We start from the raw sequence: 20733 nt of genomic DNA on the forward strand, positions 1-20733 counted from the left end.
AAGAGGTGCCATGCTCAAGCAGCGCGTCATTACCGCCTTGATTTTGCTGGCAATTTTGCTGCCAGCGTTGTTCTATACAGGAAGCACAGTGCCGTTTGCAGCGCTGATGCTGCTGTTCATGGCGGCTGGCGCCTGGGAGTGGGGGAGGCTCAACGGCTTTGCTCAGGCGGGCTCGATAGGCCTGGGGGCTCTTTGCACATTCTTGTGTGCTGCTTCTTGGTGGGCTGGCTGGCTGGATCAGTCCTTATCTACCGTTTGGCTGATCGCTGGCTCTTTGTGGGTGCTCGGTGGCGTATTGCTCTTGCGTGCCGGAGTGGCTGGCTGGCCGCATATTCCTTCTGCGGTTCGCTTGATCGGCGGCGTGCTTGCCTTGTGGTTGGCCTGGATGGCAGTGGTGCAGGCACGTAATATCGGCATCAATTTCCTGCTGTCGGTGCTGGTGCTGGTCTGGGTTGCGGACATCTTCGCCTACTTTGCGGGCCGCACATTTGGCCTCAAGTTCACCAAGAGCAAGCTGGCACCATCCATCAGCCCCGGCAAAAGCTGGGAAGGTGTCTGGGGGGGTATGGCAGGTGTTGTCGTGCTGGCCTTGGTTTGGAGCTGGGCAGATCGCCACTACGGCTCCAGTGTCTCAAGTTTCTATACGGTGCTGCAGTCGCGCGGAACATGGTTTCTGTTGCTGGCGGCAGTGTTTATGGCTGCGATGAGTGTGGTGGGCGACCTGGTCGAATCCCTCATCAAGCGCAGCGTTGGTGTCAAGGACAGCAGCGGCTTGCTGCCCGGCCATGGTGGTGTTTTGGATCGCATTGATGCTCTCCTGCCCACACTGCCGTTGGCAATGATGCTCTCATCCTTTGTGCATCCATGAAGCAAAAAATCACGGTTCTGGGTTCAACCGGTTCCATCGGAACCAATACCCTGGATGTGGTGGCGCGCCACCTCGATCAATATGAAATCTTTGCACTGAGTGCATCCACGCAAGTGGATCTCATGCTCAAGCAATGCGCGCAGTTCACACCAAAATTTGCCGTGATGGCCAGTGCGCCCCATGCGCAGCAGCTGGCAGAAAAGTTGAAGCAAAATGGGCTTCAAACGCAGGTGCTGCAAGCGCAAGATGCTCTTGAAATCATAGCTTCTCACCCTGATGTCGATGCCGTCATGGGCGCGATCGTGGGTGCGGCCGGCCTGGCACCATGCTTGGCTGCCGCCAAGGCGGGCAAGCGCTTGCTGTTGGCCAACAAGGAGGCGTTGGTTGTTGGCGGTGCGCTGTTCATGAACACCGTCAAACGTCATGGCGCTACGCTGCTGCCTATCGATAGCGAGCACTCGGCCATCTTCCAGTGCCTGCCTGAAGACAGCAGTACCTGGGCGCAGCGCGTTGACTCCCTGCTGCTGACCGCATCGGGCGGCCCATTCCGTCAGCGCGATCCGGCGACCCTATCCGAGATCACGCCAGAGCAGGCTTGCACACATCCCAATTTTTCCATGGGGCGCAAGATTTCCGTGGACTCGGCCACCATGATGAACAAGGCGCTGGAGGTCATTGAGGCGCGCTGGCTGTTCGACATGCCGCCAGAGAAAATCAAGGTGGTGATCCATCCGCAGCAGATCGTGCACTCCATGGTGCAGTTCAAGGATTCTTCTGTGCTGGCACAGCTGGGTACGCCTGATATGCGCGTGCCAATTGCCTGCGGCCTGGCCTGGCCCGAGCGCATCGCCAGTGGTGCGCCTTTGCTCGATTTCGCACAACTGGCTGCGCTGACCTTTGAGGAAGCGGATGCCAAGCGTTTCCCGGGGCTGCACCTGTCCTGGCAGGCTCTGCGTGCTCCTGAGGGAACAACTGCGGTGCTTAACGCAGCGAATGAGGTGGCTGTTGCTGCATTTCTGGAGCGTCGCCTGTCGTTTGACCGGATTCATGCGGTCAACTTGCAGACGCTTGAGACGGTGCAGCCTGACGCTGTGGCCAGTGTCGAGGACTTGATGGAGCTGGATGCACGTGCCCGTGAGCAAGCAGAGCGCGTTGCAGCGCAGTGGCAGCGCTGAGTGAAGCGAGCGCAGAGCAGTTTTAGATTAATCTTTCAGCGTGCTCGTTGAGCACGCTGCTGCAGTTGCTTTTCAAGTGCGGATGAGAATAAAGGAGTTCAAGTGTTGCTGACGGTTGTGGCTTTCATCGTGGCGCTTGGTGTCCTGATCGCTGTGCATGAGTGGGGACACTATCGTGTTGCCGTGGCCTGTGGTGTCAAGGTTCTTCGATATTCCGTGGGCTTTGGTAAGCCCTTGCTGCGCTGGGTGAGCAAGAAGTCGGGAACGGAGTATGTGATCGCTGCATTGCCGCTGGGTGGCTATGTGCGCATGCTCGACGAGCGTGAAGGACCTGTGAGCCCGGAAGAAAAGCATCTGGCCTTCAATAACCAGCCTTTGCGCTCTCGCGCTGCCATTGTGGCTGCAGGGCCGGTGGCGAATCTGGTGCTGGCGATTGCCTTGCTGGCTCTGGTGAACTGGATAGGTTCCAGCGAGCCAGCTGCGCGGCTGGCTGCACCGCCCGCTGGTAGCTTGATGCAGAAAGCGGGTGTGCAGAGCGGTGATTGGGTGCAGCGTGCCTCAGTGGCTGATCAGGAGTGGCAAACTGTACGTGCACTGGGAGACCTGCGCTGGCTGGTGACGACAGCTGCCATTGAGGGTGAATCACTGAAGCTGGAAGTGGCGGGGCAGGTCAATGGTGCCTCGCGGGTTGTGTCATTGGATCTGGCACCACTGCAGCAAAAAGAACCGGACGCAGCATTCTTTGAAAAAGTAGGCCTGCAAGGGGCCTGGAGCCGTCCCGTCATTGAAGAAGTGGTTGCTGGCGGCCCGGCAGAAAAGGCGGGGCTGCAAAAAGGTGATGTCTTGCTGAGCATTGATGGCCAGGCTGCGCTGGACGGAGCTCAGGCCCGAGCCATGGTTCGAGCGGCTGGCGCGAGCGGGGCTGTGCACGAGCAAGTCTGGATGGTGCAAAGGGCGGGTCAGCGATTGACATTGGCCGTACTCCCTGAAATGTTGCCAGCCCAAGGGGGACAGGCTGCTGCGGCGCGAGTGAATGCGTTTATTGGCAGCCAGCCAGAGATGGTGCTGGTGCGCCGAGGATTTCTGGATGGCTTGAGTGCAGGCGTGCAAAAGACCTGGGAGCTGTCTTCCATGACGCTGCGCATGATGGGGCGAATGCTGATTGGGCAAGCCTCACTCAAAAATATCAGCGGCCCTTTGACGATTGCGGATTACGCAGGCAAATCTGCCAGCATGGGTCTGGTGCAGTATTTGTCATTTCTGGCGCTCATCAGCATCAGTCTGGGCGTACTCAACCTGCTACCATTGCCCGTTCTCGATGGTGGGCACCTGATGTATTATCTTTGGGAAGGTCTGACGGGGCGCAGCGTCCCGGATATCTGGGCTGAAAGGCTGCAGCGCGCAGGCGTGGCAGTCATCCTGCTAATGATGTCAGTCGCCTTTTTCAACGATGTCAACCGGCTCTGGGGCTAATTTTTACCGCTACGGTAGGCCGCATTCGCGGCCATTTCCACTCATGAAAAAACATTTCAATCGCTTGGGTATGCGCTCTGCAACTGCCCTGGCTGCTATGGTTTTAGCTGCGCAGGCGGCATGGGCGCTGGAGCCCTTCAAGGTTCAAGATATTCGCGTCGAGGGTTTGCAGCGAGTGGAGCCCGGTACGGTTTTCGCCTCCATGCCTTTGCGTGTGGGAGACGACTACAACGACGAGAAGGGTGCTGCAGCTATTCGTTCGCTGTTTGCACTGGGGCTGTTCAAGGACGTGCGCCTTGAGGCCAATGGCAATGTGCTGGTGGTTGTGGTTGAAGAGCGTCCTACCATTGCCGAAGTGAACTTCGCGGGCACCAAGGAATTTGACAAGGACACCTTGCTCAAAGCCATGCGTGACGTGGGTCTGGCCGATGGCCGTCCGTTTGACAAGGCGCTGGCAGACCGAGCAGAGCAGGAACTCAAGCGTCAGTACATCAACCGCAGCCTGTATGGCGCGGAGGTGGTGACTACGGTGACGCCTATCGAGCGCAATCGCGTGAATCTGACTTTCACCGTTTCAGAAGGTGAGCCTGCCAAGATCAACGAAATCCACATTGTGGGCAACAAGGCGTTCAAGGAGTCGACGCTCAAGGATTTGTTCGACCAAGACACCGGCAACTGGATGAGCTGGTATACCAAGTCGGACCGCTATGCGCGCAACAAGCTCAATGCGGACCTTGAGGTTCTTCGCTCTTACTACCTGCAGCGCGGCTATCTGGAGTTCCGGGTGGAATCGACTCAGGTGGCGATTTCTCCAGACAAGCAAAATATTGGCCTGACTGTGAATATTCACGAAGGCGAGCAATTTGTAGTCTCTGGCGTGAAGCTGGAAGGTAATTACCTGGATCGTGATGACGAGTTCAAGTCACTGGTCAAGATCAAACCCGGTGAGCCGTACAACGCAGACCAAGTTTCTGAAACCGTAAAGGCTTTTACTGACTATTACAGTAACTTCGGCTTTGCCTTTGCCAAGGTGGAAGCGGTTCCAGAAATCGATCGTGCAAACAATCGCGTGGCGATTGTGCTGCAGGCCCAGCCATCGCGCCGTGCTTATGTGCGCCGCATCAGTGTCAGTGGCAATAACAAGACTCGCGATGAAGTGATTCGCCGTGAGTTCCGTCAGTTTGAAGCGTCCTGGTATGACGGCCAGAAGATCAAGCTCTCGCGTGACCGCGTTGACCGTCTGGGCTTTTTCACTCAGGTGGACATTGAAACTCAGGAAGTTCCAGGCTCTCCCGATCAGGTTGACCTGATGATTAACGTGGTTGAAAAGCCCACAGGCTCTATCCAGCTGGGTGCAGGCTTCTCCAGTGCGGAAAAAGTTTCTTTGTCCTTTGGCATCAAGCAGGAGAACGTTTTTGGCTCCGGTAATTACTTGGGCCTGGACGTCAACACCAGCAAGTACAACCGCACGATGGTGATGTCGACAACGAATCCGTATTTCACGGATACAGGTATTTCTCGCACTTACGATCTGTATTACAGAACGACTCGTCCTTACTATGACGATGCTGCCTACAAGATCATTACCAAGGGTGCCAGCGTGCGTTTTGGTGTACCTTTCAGTGAGGTCGATACCATTTTCTTTGGCGCAGGCGTTGAAGGTAATGAAATCAAGCCTGGCAGCTATATGCCTGCCATTTACAACGAGTATTGCGGTGGTCTGCCGGGAGAGAACCTGGGTTGCTCCAAGACAGGTGTTCCTCTGACTCTGGGATGGTCTCGCGACAATCGAGATAGCGCACTTGCACCTAATGCGGGTCGTTATCAGCGCGTGAATCTGGAAGCCTCTTTCATGAGCGATATGCGCTATGCCAAGGCCAACTATCAGATTCAGCAATATATTCCGCTGAACAAGAAGTACACGATTGCACTGAATGGTGAGCTGGGCTGGGGCAAGGGACTGGGTGGTAATCCATACCCGATCTTCAAAAACTTCTATTCGGGTGGCCTGGGCTCCGTGCGTGGCTTTGAACAAGGCTCTTTGGGACGCCGTGACACCGTCAATCCCAACCTGGCTCTTGGCGGTACGCGCAAGCTGACGTTGAATGGCGAGTTCATGGTGCCATTCCCTGGTGCTGGTAACGACAGAACCCTGCGTTTGTTCGGTTTTGTGGACGTGGGTAATGTATGGGCGGAAGGTAAAAGCATGGAGCTGAGTTCCTTGCGTGCCTCCACGGGTATCGGTATTAGCTGGATTTCGCCGCTGGGTCCTTTGCGTTTGGCTTATGCTCAGCCAATCCGCAAGGAAACCGGCGATAGAATCCAAAAACTGCAATTCCAAATCGGAACATCTTTCTAATGAAATCTCTTTCTAGCCATCTTTCTCTGGCTGTGCTGCTGGGCGCAATGGCCGTCTCTGCGCATGCACAGGAATTCAAGGCCGGTTTTGTGAACACGGATCGTATTTTCCGTGAAGCATCCGCTGCCAAGGCTGCCCAAGCCAAGCTTGAGCAGGAGTTTTCTAAGCGTGAAAAGGATTTGGTCGATCAGGGCAACTCCTTGAAGAGCGCTTCGGACAAATTCGAGCGTGAAGCCACCACGATGTCCGAGAGCCAGCGTGCTTCTCGTCAGCGTCAGCTGGTGGAGCAGGATCGTGAATTCCAGCGCAAGCGCCGTGAATTCCAGGAGGACCTGAATGCACGCAAGAACGAAGAGCTGGCCGCAGTGCTGGACCGCGCCAACAAGGTGGTCAAGCAAGTGGCTGAGTCCGAAAAGTACGACGTGATCCTGCAAGAAGCTGTGTATATCAACCCCAAATTTGATATTACAGACAAGGTCATCAAGAGCCTGAACGGCGCAAAGTAATCCCGAAGGATACTTTTGTGAGCGTTCTATTGGGACAGATTCTCGATGCGCTCGGTGGAGAACTGGTTGGTGGGGTGCGCGAGATGCCTATTTCGCGCATTGCTCCGCTGGACTCTGCGAGCCACGGTGATCTGAGCTTTCTCAGCAACCCCCGTTATCGCCAGCAACTGGCCGCCTCACAGGCGGCCTGTGTCATTGTGGCGCCGGCGATGCGTGATGAGGCAGTAGAGCGTGGTGCCTGCATCGTCACGGCTGATCCCTATGCCTACTTTGCGCGTGCCACGCAGTGGTGGAAAGTCCATCAGCAAGGTGAGCGCCCTCGTGGCGTGCACTCTAGTGCGGTGGTGGATCCCTCTGCCAAGGTGCATGAGAGTGCCTACATCGGGCCGCAATGTGTGGTGGATGCTGGTGCTGTGATTGGTGCGGATACCGTGCTCAAGTCGCGTGTCACTATCAGCCAGGGCTGTGTCGTGGGCGAGCGCTGCATCATTCACCCTGGCGTGGTGATCGGTGCGGATGGCTTTGGCTTTGCTCCGTCGGCAGGTCAGTGGGAAAAGATCGAGCAGCTGGGTGCGGTACGTATTGGCAATGATGTGGAAATCGGCGCCAACACCTGTGTGGATCGCGGGGCACTTGATGACACCATCATTGAAGATGGCGTCAAGATCGATAATCTTGTGCAGATTGCCCACAATGTGCACATTGGCGCGCATACGGTGATTGCCGGCAACACCGGTATCGCGGGCAGTGCGCGCATCGGCAAGCGCTGCCAGATTGGTGGCGCGGCCAATATTCTTGGGCATTTGACGATTGCGGACGGCACGGTGATCTCGCCGACCTCCATGGTCACTCGTTCCTTGCCGAAGGCAGGTTTTTATACAGGCATCTTTCCGCTGCAAGAAAACGAGCAATGGGAAAAGAACGCTGCAACCTTCAGGCAGTTGTACACGCTTCGTGAGCGCGTCAAAAAGCTTGAACAAGCGCTGGCTGAGGGCCGGCAAAGCAACAACGGAAATTGATGATGGATATTCAAGAAATTCTCAAGCAACTGCCTCACCGCTATCCCTTTCTTCTGGTGGATCGCGTGCTGGAGCTTGAGCGCAACACACGCATCAAGGCCATCAAGAACGTCACTTTCAACGAGCCGTTCTTCACCGGGCACTTCCCCGGTCGTCCCGTCATGCCCGGCGTGCTGATTCTTGAAGCTCTGGCGCAGGCCGCAGGTCTGCTGGCTTTTGATGCCATGGGCCAGGTGCCCGATGAAAACAATATCTACTACTTCGTAGGTATCGATTCCGCACGTTTCAAGCGCCCCGTGGTGCCTGGAGACCAGCTGGCTCTGGAGATCACCATCGACCGCGTGCGTGGCGGCATCTGGAAGTTCAATGCCGTGGCCAGCGTGGACGGCGAAGTAGCCGCAGAAGCCCAGCTGATGTGCACTATGCGCCACGTGGGATAAGCATTGATGGCGGCTGAGAGCTTGATTCATCCCACCGCCGTGGTGGACCCTGCGGCCCAGCTGGACACCACGGTGTCCGTTGGGCCGTACGCCGTGATCGGCCCCAAGGTTCGCATTGGTGCGGGCACCAAGGTAGGCCCGCATTGCGTGATCGAGGGTGAGACCACCATCGGCTGCGATAACCACATCTTCCAGTTTGCGTCGCTGGGTGCGCAGCCCCAGGACAAGAAGTACGCGGGCGAGCCCACGCGTCTGGTGATAGGTAATCGCAACACGGTGCGTGAGTTCTGCACCTTCAACACCGGCACCTCTCAGGACCGTGGCGAGACCACCATTGGCGATGACAACTGGATCATGGCCTATGTCCACATCGCGCACGACTGCGTGGTGGCCAACAACACCACGCTGGCCAATAACACCACGCTGGCAGGCCATGTGCATGTGGGCGACTGGGTGACGATTGGCGGCCTGACCGGTGTGTTGCAGCGCATGCGCATTGGCGCGCACGCCATGGTGGGTTTTCAGGCCCATGTGAACAAGGATGTGCCGCCTTTCATGACGGTGGACGGCAACCCGTTGGCCGCGCGCAGCGTGAACCTGATCGGTCTGAAGCGCCGTGGTTTCTCGGACGCGCGCATTGCTGCCGTGCGAGAAATGCACAAGCTGCTGTACCGCCAAGGCTTGACGCTGGAGCAGGCGATTGCTGCCATGGATGTGGTCAAGATGGCAACGCCTGAAGCCGCTCAGGATGTGGACTTCATGCAGTCCTTTCTGTCATCGGCCACTAACGGCATTACGCGTTGATTCTGCTTTTTGATAGCAGCTTGCGCTGAACCCTTCTAGGTTTGAGACGTGAATAGCCCTGAAATGCTTACAAAGCAAGCGCAGCCTGCTGCAGATTCCGTAGTGCCCCGCATCGCCATGGTGGCGGGCGAGGCCTCGGGCGATCTGCTGGCTTCGCTGCTGCTCGATGGTCTTCGTCAGCGCTGGCCTGATGCCACGTCGATGGGCATTGGAGGCGACAAGATGCAGCAGCGCGGATTTGATGCGTGGTGGCAATCCGAGCGCCTGGCCGTGCACGGCTACAGCTGGGAAGTGCTAGCCCGCGTAGCCGAGCTGCTGGGCATTCGCAAAAAACTGCGTCAGCGCCTGATTGCGCACCCACCATCGGTCTTTGTGGGCGTGGACGCGCCAGACTTCAATCTGGGCCTGGAAACCTCGCTGCGCGAGGCAGGTGTCAAGACCGTGCACTTTGTCTGCCCTTCCATCTGGGCCTGGCGTGCCGACCGCGTGGAAAAAATCCGCAGGGCGGCTGACCATGTGCTGTGCATCTTTCCGTTCGAGCCCGAATTGCTGGCCCAGCATGGCATTGACGCGACCTACGTGGGCCACCCGCTGGCCCAGGTGATTCCGCTGCACCCAGACCGTGCTGCTGCACGTGCTCGATTGGGCTTGCCAGAAGAGGGCCTGGTGCTGGCTTTGCTGCCCGGCAGCCGCCGCTCGGAAGTACGCTATATCGCTTCAGGCTTTTTCAAGGCTGCAGCGCTGGTGCTGAAAGCGCTGCCAGCTACCAAAATCGTAGTGCCTGCCGTACCTTCATTGTTTGACGAAGTGCAGCGCATTGCTGCAGAGGCGGGCATGCAGGACCGCTGCCTGATCGTCAAAGGTCAGTCGCACGATGTGCTGGCGGCCTGTGATTGCACGCTGATTGCCAGCGGCACGGCCACCCTGGAGGCCGCGCTGTACAAGCGCCCCATGGTCATCAGCTACAGCATGCACCCCTGGAGCTGGCGTTTGATGCAGCGCAAGCAATTGCAGCCCTGGGTGGGGCTGCCCAATATTTTGTGCGGCGATTTTGTCGTGCCTGAGCTGCTGCAGGATGCGGCAACGCCCGAGGCACTGGCGCAAGCCGCACTGGGCTGGCTGCGTGCCAGCCAGGATTCTCCTGCCACCATTGAAGCGCTGGTTGAGCGCTTCACCGCGCTACACCACGAACTGCGCCGAGATACTGCCGAACTGGCTGCCCATGCGATCGAAAAAATCATTGCCACCCCCGCTGCTTGAGCAAGAGAGCCTGCCCTGGCATCCGCCCGGGCTGGTTGCAGGGGTGGATGAAGCAGGGCGTGGCCCGCTGGCAGGCCCCGTTGTGGCGGCGGCCGTCATCCTGGATGACATGAAGCCCATCACCGGGCTTAACGACTCCAAAAAACTCACGGCCAACCGCCGTGAGGTGCTGTACGACGAAATTCGTGCCAAGGCGCTGTGCTTTTGCATAGCGCAGGCCTCGGTGCAGGAGATTGATGAAATCAACATCCTCAAAGCCACCATGCTGGCCATGCGCCGTGCGGTGATGGGTTTGCGCCTCAAGCCTGTGCTGGTGCTGGTGGATGGCAATCAGCTGCCGCAGCTCGACGTGCAGGCCGAGGCCATTGTCAAAGGCGACTCGCTGGTGCAGGCGATCTCGGCCGCGTCGATTCTGGCCAAGGTTACGCGCGACCGCTGGTGCGAGCGGCTGGATGCCCAATACCCGCAGTACGGCTTCGCTGGCCACAAGGGCTATGGCACTGCGGCGCACCTGCAAGCTTTGCGCACTTACGGGGCGACGGCTGAGCATCGCCGTTCGTTCTCGCCCGTGGCCCGGGTGCTACAAGCCGGGCAGGTGTGCGAAGGTGTTGCGGCCCAGCCCGTGCTGTGCGAAACCGGCTTGTCCGGCGTGACCTCCACCTTGATGATGTCGCAGGCTTCGCTGTACGCGTGACCGACTGGTTGAGCTCAGTCGGGCTGCATGGATGACCTATTCCTGAGTGCAGCGCAAAGCTGGTTTCAGCGTTTATCTTCTTGTTTCAAGCTCGGTAGGTAGGTGCTTGCCGGGTTTTTGTTTTTCTACCCAGAGGTTGACATGGCTGCACGCCCCCAGGTCACAGACATTCATTCGCGCGACAACGCTTTCGTCAAAGAGCTGCGCCGCCTGTCGCAAGACAGCACGGCCTACCGCAAGCAAGGCCAGGTCTGGCTGGAAGGCGACCACCTGTGCCGCGCCGCGCTGGCGCGTGGCCTGGCGCCCAAAGTAGCGGTGTTTGCAGAGTCTTTTTGGCCCAAGGCCCCTGAGGAATGGGTGCAGTCAGCCAGCAAAGTCATAGTGCTGGCCGATGCGCTGTTCGATGAAGTCAGCTCTCTGGAGTCGCCCGCCCGCATGGGTTATGTGATGGACTGGGACTCTGGTGTGCAGGCCCAGGTTGGCGTGGCCACCGTGGTGTTGGACCGTGTACAGGATGCCGGCAATGTGGGCAGCATCTTGCGCAGCGCCTCGGCCTTTGGCTTCAAGCAAATCGTGGCACTCAAGGGCACGGCTGCGTTGTGGAGCCAGAAAGTGCTGCGTGCTGGCATGGGTGCGCACTTTGGCCTGCATCTGGTGGAGGCCGCCTCGGTCGATGATGTGCAGGCGCTGCAAGTGCCGCTGATAGTGACCAGTTCTCATCAGGGGACATTGATTCACGAAGCCGATCTGCCCTGGCCTTGTGCCTGGGCCATGGGGCATGAAGGGCAGGGCGTGTGCGATGCGCTGATGGCCATGGCTCAGTACAGAATCAGCATTGCGCAGCCGGGAGGTGAGGAGTCACTCAACGTGGGAGCGGCGGCTGCGATTTGCCTGCATGCAAGCAGTGCAAGCATGCTCAGGCGTAGAGGGTAATCCCGCAGCATTTCACAAGGCTGAGGTTGGCCGCGCTTATAATGAGCGGCTTTCAAGCATTCCTTCATACGCCTAGCGACGCTACCTCGCCATTCCCTGCAGACAAAAAGTTCCAGCACGCATGCCGGGGCTTCGTTGGGCGTAACCGCAATTAAAAAACCGGAGAACCCAGTGCTTTTGTCTCTCAAGGGAAACTTCCCATCCGCCATTCTGGCGCTCGCAGACGGCACGGTCTTTATTGGCAACTCAATTGGTGCGCAAGGCATCACTGTGGGTGAAGTTGTTTTCAACACCTCACTGACCGGCTACCAGGAAATCATCACCGACCCCAGCTATTGCCAGCAGATCGTGACGCTCACGTATCCGCACATCGGCAACTGCGGCGTCAATCCTGAAGACGTCGAAGCCGACAAGGTCCATGCAGCGGGCCTGGTCATCAAAGACCTGCCTTTGCTGGCAAGCAATTTCCGCAGCACCCACACCTTGTCCGAGTACCTGCAGGCCAACAACACCGTCGCCATTTCCAGCATCGACACCCGCAAGCTGACGCGCCTGCTGCGCGACAAGGGCGCGCAAAACGGCGCTATCTTGGGTTTGGCTGCTGGTGAAGAGCCGACCCAGGCCAAGATCGATGAAGCTTTGGCAGCCGCCAAGGCCGCGCCCAGCATGAAAGGCATGGATCTGGCGCAAGTGGTGTCGACCGACAAGGCCTACCAGTGGACCGAAACCGAGTGGAAGCTCGGCGAAGGCTTTGGCAAGCTGCAGTCGCCCAAGTTCAAGGTTGTGGCGTATGACTTCGGTGTCAAGCGCAACATCTTGCGCATGCTGGCTGAGCGTGGTTGCGATGTGACCGTGGTTCCTGCCAAGACGCCCGCCAAGGATGTGCTGGCCATGAATCCCGATGGTGTGTTCCTGTCCAACGGCCCTGGCGACCCTGCACCTTGCGACTACGCTATCGCTGCTGTGCAAGAAGTCATGGCCGCCAAGAAGCCCGTGTTCGGCATCTGCCTGGGTCACCAGATCATGGCCTTGGCATCGGGTGCGCAAACCTTCAAGATGCAAAACAGCCACCACGGTGCCAACCACCCCGTGAAGGATCTGGATACTGGACGCGTCAGCATCACCAGCCAGAATCACGGTTTTGCAGTGGACATGGAGACATTGCCTGCCAATGTGCGTGCCACGCATGTGAGCCTGTTTGACGGTACGCTGCAAGGCTTGGAGCGTACCGATGTGCCCGCATTCTGCTTCCAGGGTCACCCCGAGGCATCGTCCGGACCGAACGACGTCAGTGGGCTGTTTGACCGTTTCATCGGCATGATGGAACAACACAAAAAGGCTTGAGTCCGTGCTTTCACTGCTGGCCATGGCGCGGCGGTGAAGCTCTGAACCAGACTTGAACCCATTGCAAATGCATCGCATCGTGGCCCCAAGGCCAGAAGGTGCGCAGACACAGCACTGACACCTTCAACGATAGCGATTCACAAGGCGAGCTCTATGCCAAAACGTACAGATTTAAAAAGCATTTTGATTATTGGTGCCGGTCCCATTGTGATCGGCCAAGCCTGTGAGTTTGACTACTCCGGTGTGCAGGCCTGCAAGGCCCTGCGTGAAGAAGGCTACAAGGTCATTCTGATCAACAGCAACCCCGCCACGATCATGACCGACCCCGCGACTGCGGACGTCACCTACATCGAGCCCATCACCTGGCAGACGGTCGAGAAGATCATTGCCAAGGAGCGTCCTGACGCGATTTTGCCTACCATGGGTGGCCAGACCGCGCTGAACTGCGCGCTGGACCTGTGGAAGCACGGCGTGCTGGACAAGTACAAGGTCGAGCTGATCGGCGCCAAGCCGGAAGCCATCGACAAGGCCGAAGACCGCCTGAAGTTCAAGGACGCCATGACCAAGATTGGTCTGGGTTCTGCACGCTCGGGCATCGCCCACAGCATGGATGAGGCCTGGGAAGTGCAAAAGAGCGTGGGCTTCCCCACTGTGATTCGCCCCAGCTTCACGCTGGGTGGCACGGGCGGCGGCATTGCCTACAACTCGGAAGAGTTCGAGACGATTTGCAAGCGCGGCCTGGAAGCTTCTCCTACCAACGAGCTGCTGATCGAAGAGTCGCTGCTGGGTTGGAAAGAGTACGAGATGGAAGTGGTGCGCGACAAGGCGGACAACTGCATCATCATCTGCTCGATCGAGAACCTGGACCCCATGGGCGTGCACACCGGTGACTCCATCACCGTGGCTCCTGCACAGACCATGACCGACAAGGAATACCAGATCATGCGCGATGCCTCCCTGGCAGTGCTGCGTGAAATTGGTGTGGACACGGGCGGCTCCAACGTGCAGTTCTCGGTGAACCCCAAGGACGGTCGCATGATCGTCATTGAGATGAACCCCCGCGTCTCGCGCTCTTCGGCGCTGGCTTCCAAGGCCACGGGCTTTCCCATCGCCAAGATCGCAGCCAAGCTGGCTGTGGGCTTTACGCTGGATGAACTCAAGAACGAAATCACCGGTGGCAAGACCCCCGCTTCGTTCGAGCCTTCGATCGACTATGTGGTCACCAAGATCCCACGTTTTGCGTTCGAAAAGTTCCCTGCTGCCGACAACCGCCTGACCACGCAGATGAAGTCTGTGGGTGAGGTGATGGCCATTGGTCGCACCTTCCAGGAATCCTTCCAGAAGGCCCTGCGCGGTCTGGAAGTGGGCGTGGACGGCATGAACGAAAAGACCCAGGATCGCGAAATCCTGGAAAAGGAACTGGGCGAGCCCGGTCCCGACCGCATCTGGTATGTGGGTGACGCTTTCGCTGCCGGCTGGACGCTGGACGAAGTGCACAACATCACCAAGATCGACAAGTGGTTCCTGGTGCAGATCGAAGAGATCATCAAGATCGAGCTGGATCTGGACAAGCTGTACGCCGAAAAGGGTGAGCAGGCACTGGCTGCCATCGATGCTGCAACTCTGCGTATCCTGAAGCAAAAGGGCTTCTCGGACCGCCGTCTGGCCAAGCTGCTGCACACCACCGACAAGGCAGTGCGCGAAGCACGCAAGGCACTGAAGGTGCGTCCCGTGTTCAAGCGCGTGGACACCTGCGCGGGTGAGTTTGCCTCCAGCACCGCCTACATGTATTCGACTTACGACGAAGAGTGCGAAGCCGTACCTTCGGACAAGAAGAAGATCATGGTGCTGGGCGGTGGCCCCAACCGTATCGGCCAGGGCATCGAGTTTGACTACTGCTGCGTGCACGCCGCCATGGCCATGCGCGAAGATGGTTATGAAACCATCATGGTCAACTGCAACCCCGAGACCGTCTCGACCGACTACGACACCTCTGACCGCCTGTACTTCGAGCCGCTGACGCTGGAAGACGTGCTGGAGATCGTGGACGTGGAGCAGCCCCATGGCGTGATCGTGCAGTACGGCGGCCAGACGCCTTTGAAGCTGGCCTTGGGCCTGGAAGCTGAAGGTGTGAAGATCATCGGTACCTCGCCCGACTCGATTGACGCTGCAGAAGACCGCGAGCGCTTCCAGAAGCTGCTCAACGAACTCAACCTGCTGCAGCCACCCAACGCCACAGCCCGTACCGAAGAAGAAGCGCTGCAACACGCTGCTTCCATCGGCTACCCGCTGGTGGTGCGCCCCTCCTACGTGCTGGGCGGTCGTGCGATGGAAATCGTGCACGAGCAGCGTGATCTGGAGCGCTACATGCGCGAAGCCGTCAAGGTCTCCAATGACTCGCCCGTGCTGCTGGACCACTTCCTGTCCAACGCCATCGAGTGTGACGTGGACTGCGTGCGTGACCGCGAAGGCAAGGTCTTCATCGGCGGCGTGATGGAGCACATCGAGCAAGCTGGCGTGCACTCCGGTGACTCCGCCTGCTCGCTGCCCCCTTACTACCTCAAGCCCGAGACCGTGGCCGAGATCAAGCGCCAGACCGCTGAAATGGCCCATGGTCTGAACGTGGTGGGCCTGATGAACGTGCAGTTCGCCATTCAGGAGCGTGACGGCAAGGACGTGATCTACGTGCTGGAAGTGAACCCCCGCGCCTCGCGTACCGTGCCCTTCGTCTCCAAGGCGACAGGCATCCAGCTGGCCAAGGTGGCTGCACGCTGCATGGTCGGTGATACGCTGGCCGAGCAGGGCATCACCAAGGAAGTCACTCCTCCTTACTTCAGCGTCAAGGAAGCCGTGTTCCCGTTCGTGAAGTTCCCCGGTGTGGACACCATCCTCGGCCCCGAGATGAAGTCCACCGGTGAAGTCATGGGTGTGGGCAAGACCTTTGGCGAAGCCTTTGTGAAGAGCCAGATGGGTGCCGGAGTGCATCTGCCTGAGTCCGGCAAGGTGTTCCTGTCCGTAAAGAACGCCGACAAGGTGCGCGCCGTGGCTGTGGCCAAGGAGCTGGTGGCCATGGGCTACACGCTGTGCGCTACCCGCGGCACTGCTGCAGCTCTGGAAGCAGCCGGCCTGAGCGTGCAAGCAGTCAACAAGGTGGCCGAGGGCCGTCCTCACATCGTGGACATGATCAAGAATGGCGAAATCGCCATGGTCATCAACACCGTGGAAGACCGTCGCAACGCCATCGCCGACTCGCGCCAGATCCGTACCAGCGCTTTGCTGGCCCGCGTGACCACCTTCACCACCGCTTTTGGTGCGGAAGCCGCTGTCGAAGGCATGAAGGCCATGCGTGGCAACCTGGATGTGTACTCGGTGCAGGAGCTGCACGCTCAGCTGCAGCCCTGATCGTCAAGGCTGACCCGCCGCTGACCGCAAGCTCAGCCGGGTTTTACCGAGTTTTTGTCGATTCAAACGCGGCATAATCATCGGTAATGTTTTTGAACCGCCGCGCGGCAACGTGCGGCGGTTTGCTTTTGGGGCGCAGGCCCCTGTTTGACGTTGTGTCGGCCAGGGTCTGTGCGAGAAGTGTCGCGCGGTTGCGCGGCGTTTGCTGAATTTGTGGAGACTTTGATATGGCCACCATCCCAATTACCAAGCGCGGAGCAGAAAAGCTCAAGATCGAGCTGCAACGTCTGAAGACCGTGGAGCGTCCCGCCGTCATTCAGGCGATTGCCGAAGCGCGTGCCCAGGGTGACCTGAGTGAAAACGCCGAATACGAGTCGGCCAAAGAACAGCAGGGCTTTATTGAAGGCCGTATTGCAGAGATCGAAGGCAAGCTGTCTGCTGCGCAGATCATTGACCCCACAGAGCTGGATGCAGGGGGGCGCGTGGTGTTTGGCACCACGGTCGATCTGGAAGATGAAGACAGCGGCGCTGCCGTGACCTACCAGATCGTGGGTGAAGACGAGGCGGACCTCAAGCACGGTCTGATCAATGTCTCTAGCCCCATCGCCCGTGCGCTGATCGGCAAGGAAGAGGGCGACACGGCCGTGGTGCAGGCGCCCGGTGGTGAGCGTCGGTACGAAATCGTGGGCGTGAAGTACATCTAAGCACCCCTGAGGCGCTGGGCGCCTTCCCCTCTCTCGATGCGTCGCATCGGGAGGGGACGATGCCTTCGCCGCGAGGCGGCTTTTGCTCGGCATCAGTGATACCAGGTGGCGAGCGCTACAGATAAAGCACTATGTTTGAACGCTTACCCTTCTTTTTTGCAGCTCTGTGGTGGGGCAGCTTGAGTGCCATCGGCTTTGTGGCTGTGCCCATGCTGTTTGCCAATTTGCCTGCGCCTGCCATGGCCGGGTTTATGGCGGCCAAGCTGTTTGCAGCGCAGACATGGATTTCTATAGCATGCTGCGCGCTTCTGCTGGTGTTTTCAAAGCGAAAACATGCTGAAAAGATTGAGCAGTGGGCGCAAGCAGCTATCGGTTTTGTGATTGCCGGCATGCTGCTGGCCCTGCTGGTGCAGTACGGCGTCTCGCCCAAGATCGTGGCGCGGGAGAACTTGAAGCTTTGGCACAGCGTGGGCACGGGCATGTACGCGCTGCAGTGGATTTGCGCGGCCGTTGTTTTGTGGCGCCTGACGGGTAGTCGCAAGCAGGCTTGATCCAGCCCAAGCCCGCTCAAGGGACGGGGAGTAAACTGCCATGGTCATGGAATCTCAAATCGTAAAAATCGACGCGACCGATTGGCGTAATGTCCAGGGCCGCGATGAATGGACTGCGGCGCTTGAAGCCGGCAAGGTGCTTTATTTCCCGCAACTGACTTTTCAGCTCAGTGAGCAGGAAAAAACGCTGCTGCGCCCCGATGTGCGCGATCCCAAGACACGCAATATCAGCCTCAATGTCGATGGCTCGATCAAAGGCGTGGCGGGAGATCAAGCCACGCAGCAGCAGGTGGCGGCCATGGTCAAGCGCTTTCGTGACCAGGCCACGGCGCTGATTGCGGGCCTGTTCTCGGCCTATATGCCCGTGGTGCGCATGGCGCCCACTAGCTATCGCCCCTCGCAGGTAGAAACGCGTGCCCAGTCCTGGCGTGCCGATGACAAGCGCATGCATGTGGATGCGTTTCCCTCGCGCCCCAACTATGGCGAGCGCATTTTGCGCGTCTTCACCAATGTGAACCCCGACGGGCAGCCGCGCGTGTGGCGCGTGGGCGAGCCGTTCACCGATGTCGCCAAGCGTTTTGTGCCGCGCGCAAAGCCCTACAGCGCCTGGCAGGCCAAGATGCTGGAGTTGCTGCATGTGACCAAGTCCTATCGCAGCGAATATGACCATCTGATGCTGCAGTTGCACGATGGCATGAAGGGCGATATGGACTATCAGCAAAACGCGCCGCAAGAGACAGTGCCGTTTGCCGCTGGATCGACCTGGGTGTGCTTTTCAGACCAGGCGGTGCATGCGGTGATGTCGGGTCAGTACATGCTGGAGCAGACGCTGTTTCTGCCGCCCGGCAGCGAATACAACCCTGCGGCCAGCCCGCTGTCCATTCTTTCCCGCATGAAGGGGCATCCGCTGGTAGATGCCAAATACCGATAACTGCTTGCAGCGGGCCACAAAAAAAGCGTTGACCATAAGGTTCAACGCCTTTTGCTTTTGGAGGCTCTGGTGATCAGCCCCAAGCCTTTTCGATCCACTTGGCGGGCTCGATGTGGCGGAAACGTTTGTTGCGGCGGCCTTCCAGTGCGTCGGGTGGGTTCACTTCGCCGTGGAAGATCACGATGCGTGCGTCTGCAGGCGGCACCGGCTCCTTCCAGTAATTGGTCGGCCACATGGGAATGCAGTAGTACTTGAAGCTGGGGCACCACTCGGCAGGCCAGTAGTCCAGCTTGCCCTGCTTGTGCAGGAAGTGCGACAGGTATTCCTGCTCGTTGCGATACTTGGCTCGCATGGCTTCGGTGTTGGCGCGAAAGTAGTCAAGCACATCCGCATGTGCTCCCAACTTGAAACGGTAGACCGATGAGTTGCCGACAATGCGCTCGCCAAAACGCCAAAAGCGTGGGTAATCGTGAATGATGCGAAATTCGCCCGGCAGCGTGAAGAACTCATCGAGGCTGCCCACAATCACCACATCCAGGTCCAGGAACAATGCCTGGCCCTTGAGGCCATGCAGGTCGCGCTCAAAGGTGGTGAGCTTTTTCCAGGCTCCATCGCGCTGGCCAGGGGCCAGGTGAATATTGAGGTCTGGAATGGGCAGGCATTCCACTTCAGGGCGAACCCCTTCAGAGCTGTCAGTCAGGCAGACAAAGCGAAAATCTCCGCTGAGATGGCGGCGCACCATGGCATAGAGACGGTTGACGTACTCCGGGCCGTATTTGGTGCCCCATTTCATACAAAGAATGTGGCGTTGCTGCTGTGTGGTCTGAACCATGTCTTGGCGGTCTCAGCGAAGAAAAAAGGCAAATAGGAAGGCTGGCAAAAGGGCGGGAGATCAGTCCTTGCGGCCCTTCTTGACAGATTTTTGCTTGGGCTTGGCGCGCTTGATCTGGCCGCCGGCCGTCAGGCGCTGGTTGCCCAGCACGCGCAGTTGCTTGACTTCGGGCTTAGCTCCGGCACGGCCGAACTTGAGCACTTTGACATCACGAGGGCCGGGCATGCGGTCTTCGCTGTGAGTGCGCTCTTTTTCGGGAATGGGTCGCCACAGCACCAGCAGCTTGCCGATGTGCTGGATGGGAGCAGCATTGAGCTCATCGCAAAGTTGTTGATAAATTTGCTCGCGGGCTGCGCGGTCGTCGCCAAAGACGCGGACCTTGATCAGACCATGGGCATTGAGTGCAGCGTCCACTTCCTTCTGAACGGAAGCGGTCAGGCCATCGCCACCAATGAGGACAACGGGGTCCAGATGGTGGGCTTCGGCGCGGTGTTCCCGGCGCTCTGCGGGAGTTAATTCAATTTGGGGCATACCCGTATTATCAAGGCTGCGAGAATTCAGGCATGAAAACCAAAACCAAAAGCAAGAAGGTCAATAAGAATTGGCTGCACGATCACGTCAATGACCCGTATGTGAAGGCTGCTCAAAAGGACGGCTATCGTGCACGCGCGGCCTACAAGCTCAAGGAAATTGATGAATCTCTCAAGCTGATCCAGCCGGGGTATACCGTGGTGGACCTGGGATGCGCTCCAGGTGCCTGGAGTCAGTATGTGCGCCGTCGTCTGTCGCCTCATGGCGCTGCAGTGGGGGAGCTCAATGGTCGCATCATCTCGCTGGATCTGTTGCCCATGGAGCCCATAGAGGGCGTGCACTACATTCAGGGCGACTTCCGGGAAGAATCGGTGCTGGCCCAGCTGGAAGAGGCGATGGGTGGCGGCAAGGCCGATGTAGTGGTATCTGATATGGCCCCCAATCTGTCGGGCCATGGTGCCACGGACGGGGCGCGGGTCGCGGTGCTCATCGAGATGGCGGTTGACTTTGCTATCAACAACATGAAGCAGGACGGCACGCTGGTGGTCAAGCTGTTTCACGGCAGTGGCTATAACGAGCTTGTGGATTTGTTCAAGCAGACCTTCAAGGTGGTCAAGCCGATCAAGCCCAAGGCTTCGCGGGATCGATCCGCCGAAATTTTCCTGATCGGTATGGGCTTGAAATCACTGGCCTGATGCTGTTCTGGCACTGGCATAGGGACATTTGACCTCATGCTTTACTGTAGAAAGCCAGCCAAACTGATAGCGCAAAGCGCTGATAAAACAGTGGCTTAGAGGCTGTTAGGAACGGTCTATGACGTTGCCTATGGTTGCCATAGGGGGAAATAGCCGTCATAAGTGCTTGAAACACCTAAAATGAACCTCAACTAGGTCCAGAGTCCCCTTTG

General features: G+C 58.3%; 19 protein-coding genes. 17 read left to right on the plus strand and 2 right to left on the minus strand.

What is annotated here, in order from left to right:
* Nucleotides 1-10: 10 nt before the first annotated feature.
* From AC2I9W_RS12555 to kdoO, 16 genes are all read left to right on the plus strand, one after another.
* A complete protein-coding gene (locus tag AC2I9W_RS12555; protein WP_486410281.1) occupies nucleotides 11-868 on the plus strand; it encodes a phosphatidate cytidylyltransferase in 858 nt (285 codons plus the stop codon).
* A complete protein-coding gene (gene ispC, locus AC2I9W_RS12560) occupies nucleotides 865-2043 on the plus strand; it encodes a 1-deoxy-D-xylulose-5-phosphate reductoisomerase (RefSeq protein ID WP_486410282.1) in 1179 nt (392 codons plus the stop codon). The genes AC2I9W_RS12555 and ispC overlap by 4 nt, the downstream gene beginning before the upstream one ends.
* A gap of 102 nt (nucleotides 2044-2145) precedes the next feature.
* Nucleotides 2146-3516, plus strand: coding sequence for an RIP metalloprotease RseP (rseP, locus tag AC2I9W_RS12565; protein WP_486410283.1), 1371 nt, complete (start codon nucleotides 2146-2148; stop codon nucleotides 3514-3516).
* Nucleotides 3517-3559: 43 nt separating this feature from the next.
* Entirely contained in the window at nucleotides 3560-5875 is a 2316-nt protein-coding gene (gene bamA / locus AC2I9W_RS12570; protein ID WP_486410284.1) for an outer membrane protein assembly factor BamA, read from the plus strand.
* Nucleotides 5875-6381, plus strand: a complete 507-nt coding sequence (locus AC2I9W_RS12575; protein WP_486410285.1) for an OmpH/Skp family outer membrane protein — start codon at nucleotides 5875-5877, stop codon at nucleotides 6379-6381. Before bamA ends, AC2I9W_RS12575 begins: the two co-directional genes overlap by 1 nt.
* Before the next feature lie 17 nt (nucleotides 6382-6398).
* Entirely contained in the window at nucleotides 6399-7400 is a 1002-nt protein-coding gene (gene lpxD, locus AC2I9W_RS12580; RefSeq protein WP_486410286.1) for a UDP-3-O-(3-hydroxymyristoyl)glucosamine N-acyltransferase, read from the plus strand.
* On the plus strand, nucleotides 7400-7840 hold the full coding sequence (gene fabZ / locus AC2I9W_RS12585; protein ID WP_003053425.1) for a 3-hydroxyacyl-ACP dehydratase FabZ: 441 nt from the start codon (nucleotides 7400-7402) through the stop codon (nucleotides 7838-7840). The genes lpxD and fabZ overlap by 1 nt, the downstream gene beginning before the upstream one ends.
* 6 nt (nucleotides 7841-7846) lie before the next feature.
* Nucleotides 7847-8644 (plus strand): acyl-ACP--UDP-N-acetylglucosamine O-acyltransferase, encoded by a 798-nt coding sequence (gene lpxA / locus AC2I9W_RS12590; protein WP_486410287.1) that lies wholly within the window; start codon nucleotides 7847-7849, stop codon nucleotides 8642-8644.
* A gap of 63 nt (nucleotides 8645-8707) precedes the next feature.
* Nucleotides 8708-9904, plus strand: coding sequence for a lipid-A-disaccharide synthase (gene lpxB / locus AC2I9W_RS12595; protein ID WP_486410288.1), 1197 nt, complete (start codon nucleotides 8708-8710; stop codon nucleotides 9902-9904).
* The gene (gene rnhB, locus AC2I9W_RS12600) at nucleotides 9867-10598 is read left to right on the plus strand and encodes a ribonuclease HII (RefSeq protein ID WP_486410289.1); all 732 of its coding nucleotides are present in this window, start codon (nucleotides 9867-9869) and stop codon (nucleotides 10596-10598) included. The genes lpxB and rnhB overlap by 38 nt, the downstream gene beginning before the upstream one ends.
* A gap of 141 nt (nucleotides 10599-10739) precedes the next feature.
* Nucleotides 10740-11531 (plus strand): TrmH family RNA methyltransferase, encoded by a 792-nt coding sequence (locus AC2I9W_RS12605; protein WP_486410290.1) that lies wholly within the window; start codon nucleotides 10740-10742, stop codon nucleotides 11529-11531.
* Between the two features lie 171 nt (nucleotides 11532-11702).
* Nucleotides 11703-12875: a glutamine-hydrolyzing carbamoyl-phosphate synthase small subunit gene (gene carA, locus AC2I9W_RS12610; protein ID WP_486410291.1), complete on the plus strand. Its 1173-nt coding sequence runs from the start codon at nucleotides 11703-11705 to the stop codon at nucleotides 12873-12875.
* 153 nt (nucleotides 12876-13028) lie between these two features.
* Nucleotides 13029-16277 (plus strand): carbamoyl-phosphate synthase large subunit, encoded by a 3249-nt coding sequence (gene carB / locus AC2I9W_RS12615; protein ID WP_486410292.1) that lies wholly within the window; start codon nucleotides 13029-13031, stop codon nucleotides 16275-16277.
* Nucleotides 16278-16504: 227 nt separating this feature from the next.
* Nucleotides 16505-16981, plus strand: a complete 477-nt coding sequence (gene greA / locus AC2I9W_RS12620) for a transcription elongation factor GreA (protein ID WP_486410293.1) — start codon at nucleotides 16505-16507, stop codon at nucleotides 16979-16981.
* A 131-nt stretch (nucleotides 16982-17112) separates the two neighbouring features.
* Complete coding sequence (locus AC2I9W_RS12625; protein WP_486410294.1) at nucleotides 17113-17532, plus strand: DUF4149 domain-containing protein; 420 nt, start codon at nucleotides 17113-17115, stop codon at nucleotides 17530-17532.
* A gap of 46 nt (nucleotides 17533-17578) precedes the next feature.
* A complete protein-coding gene (gene kdoO, locus AC2I9W_RS12630) occupies nucleotides 17579-18463 on the plus strand; it encodes a Kdo hydroxylase KdoO (protein ID WP_486410316.1) in 885 nt (294 codons plus the stop codon).
* Between the two features lie 73 nt (nucleotides 18464-18536).
* On the opposite strand, the gene AC2I9W_RS12635 is transcribed toward kdoO, so the two are convergent.
* Together AC2I9W_RS12635 and AC2I9W_RS12640 are read right to left on the minus strand one after the other, a co-directional pair.
* Nucleotides 18537-19295 carry a glycosyltransferase gene (locus tag AC2I9W_RS12635; protein ID WP_486410295.1) on the minus strand — a complete coding sequence of 253 codons (759 nt, stop codon included), beginning with the start codon at nucleotides 19293-19295 and terminating at the stop codon, nucleotides 18537-18539.
* 60 nt (nucleotides 19296-19355) lie between these two features.
* On the minus strand, nucleotides 19356-19826 hold the full coding sequence (locus AC2I9W_RS12640) for a YhbY family RNA-binding protein (RefSeq protein WP_486410296.1): 471 nt from the start codon (nucleotides 19824-19826) through the stop codon (nucleotides 19356-19358).
* A 32-nt stretch (nucleotides 19827-19858) separates the two neighbouring features.
* Between AC2I9W_RS12640 and AC2I9W_RS12645 the strand changes: the two genes are divergently transcribed.
* Nucleotides 19859-20521, plus strand: coding sequence for an RlmE family RNA methyltransferase (locus AC2I9W_RS12645; protein ID WP_486410297.1), 663 nt, complete (start codon nucleotides 19859-19861; stop codon nucleotides 20519-20521).
* The last annotated feature ends 212 nt before the right edge of the window (nucleotides 20522-20733 follow it).

The sequence above is a fragment of the Comamonas sp. FUJ_7 genome (genome assembly GCF_057369555.1).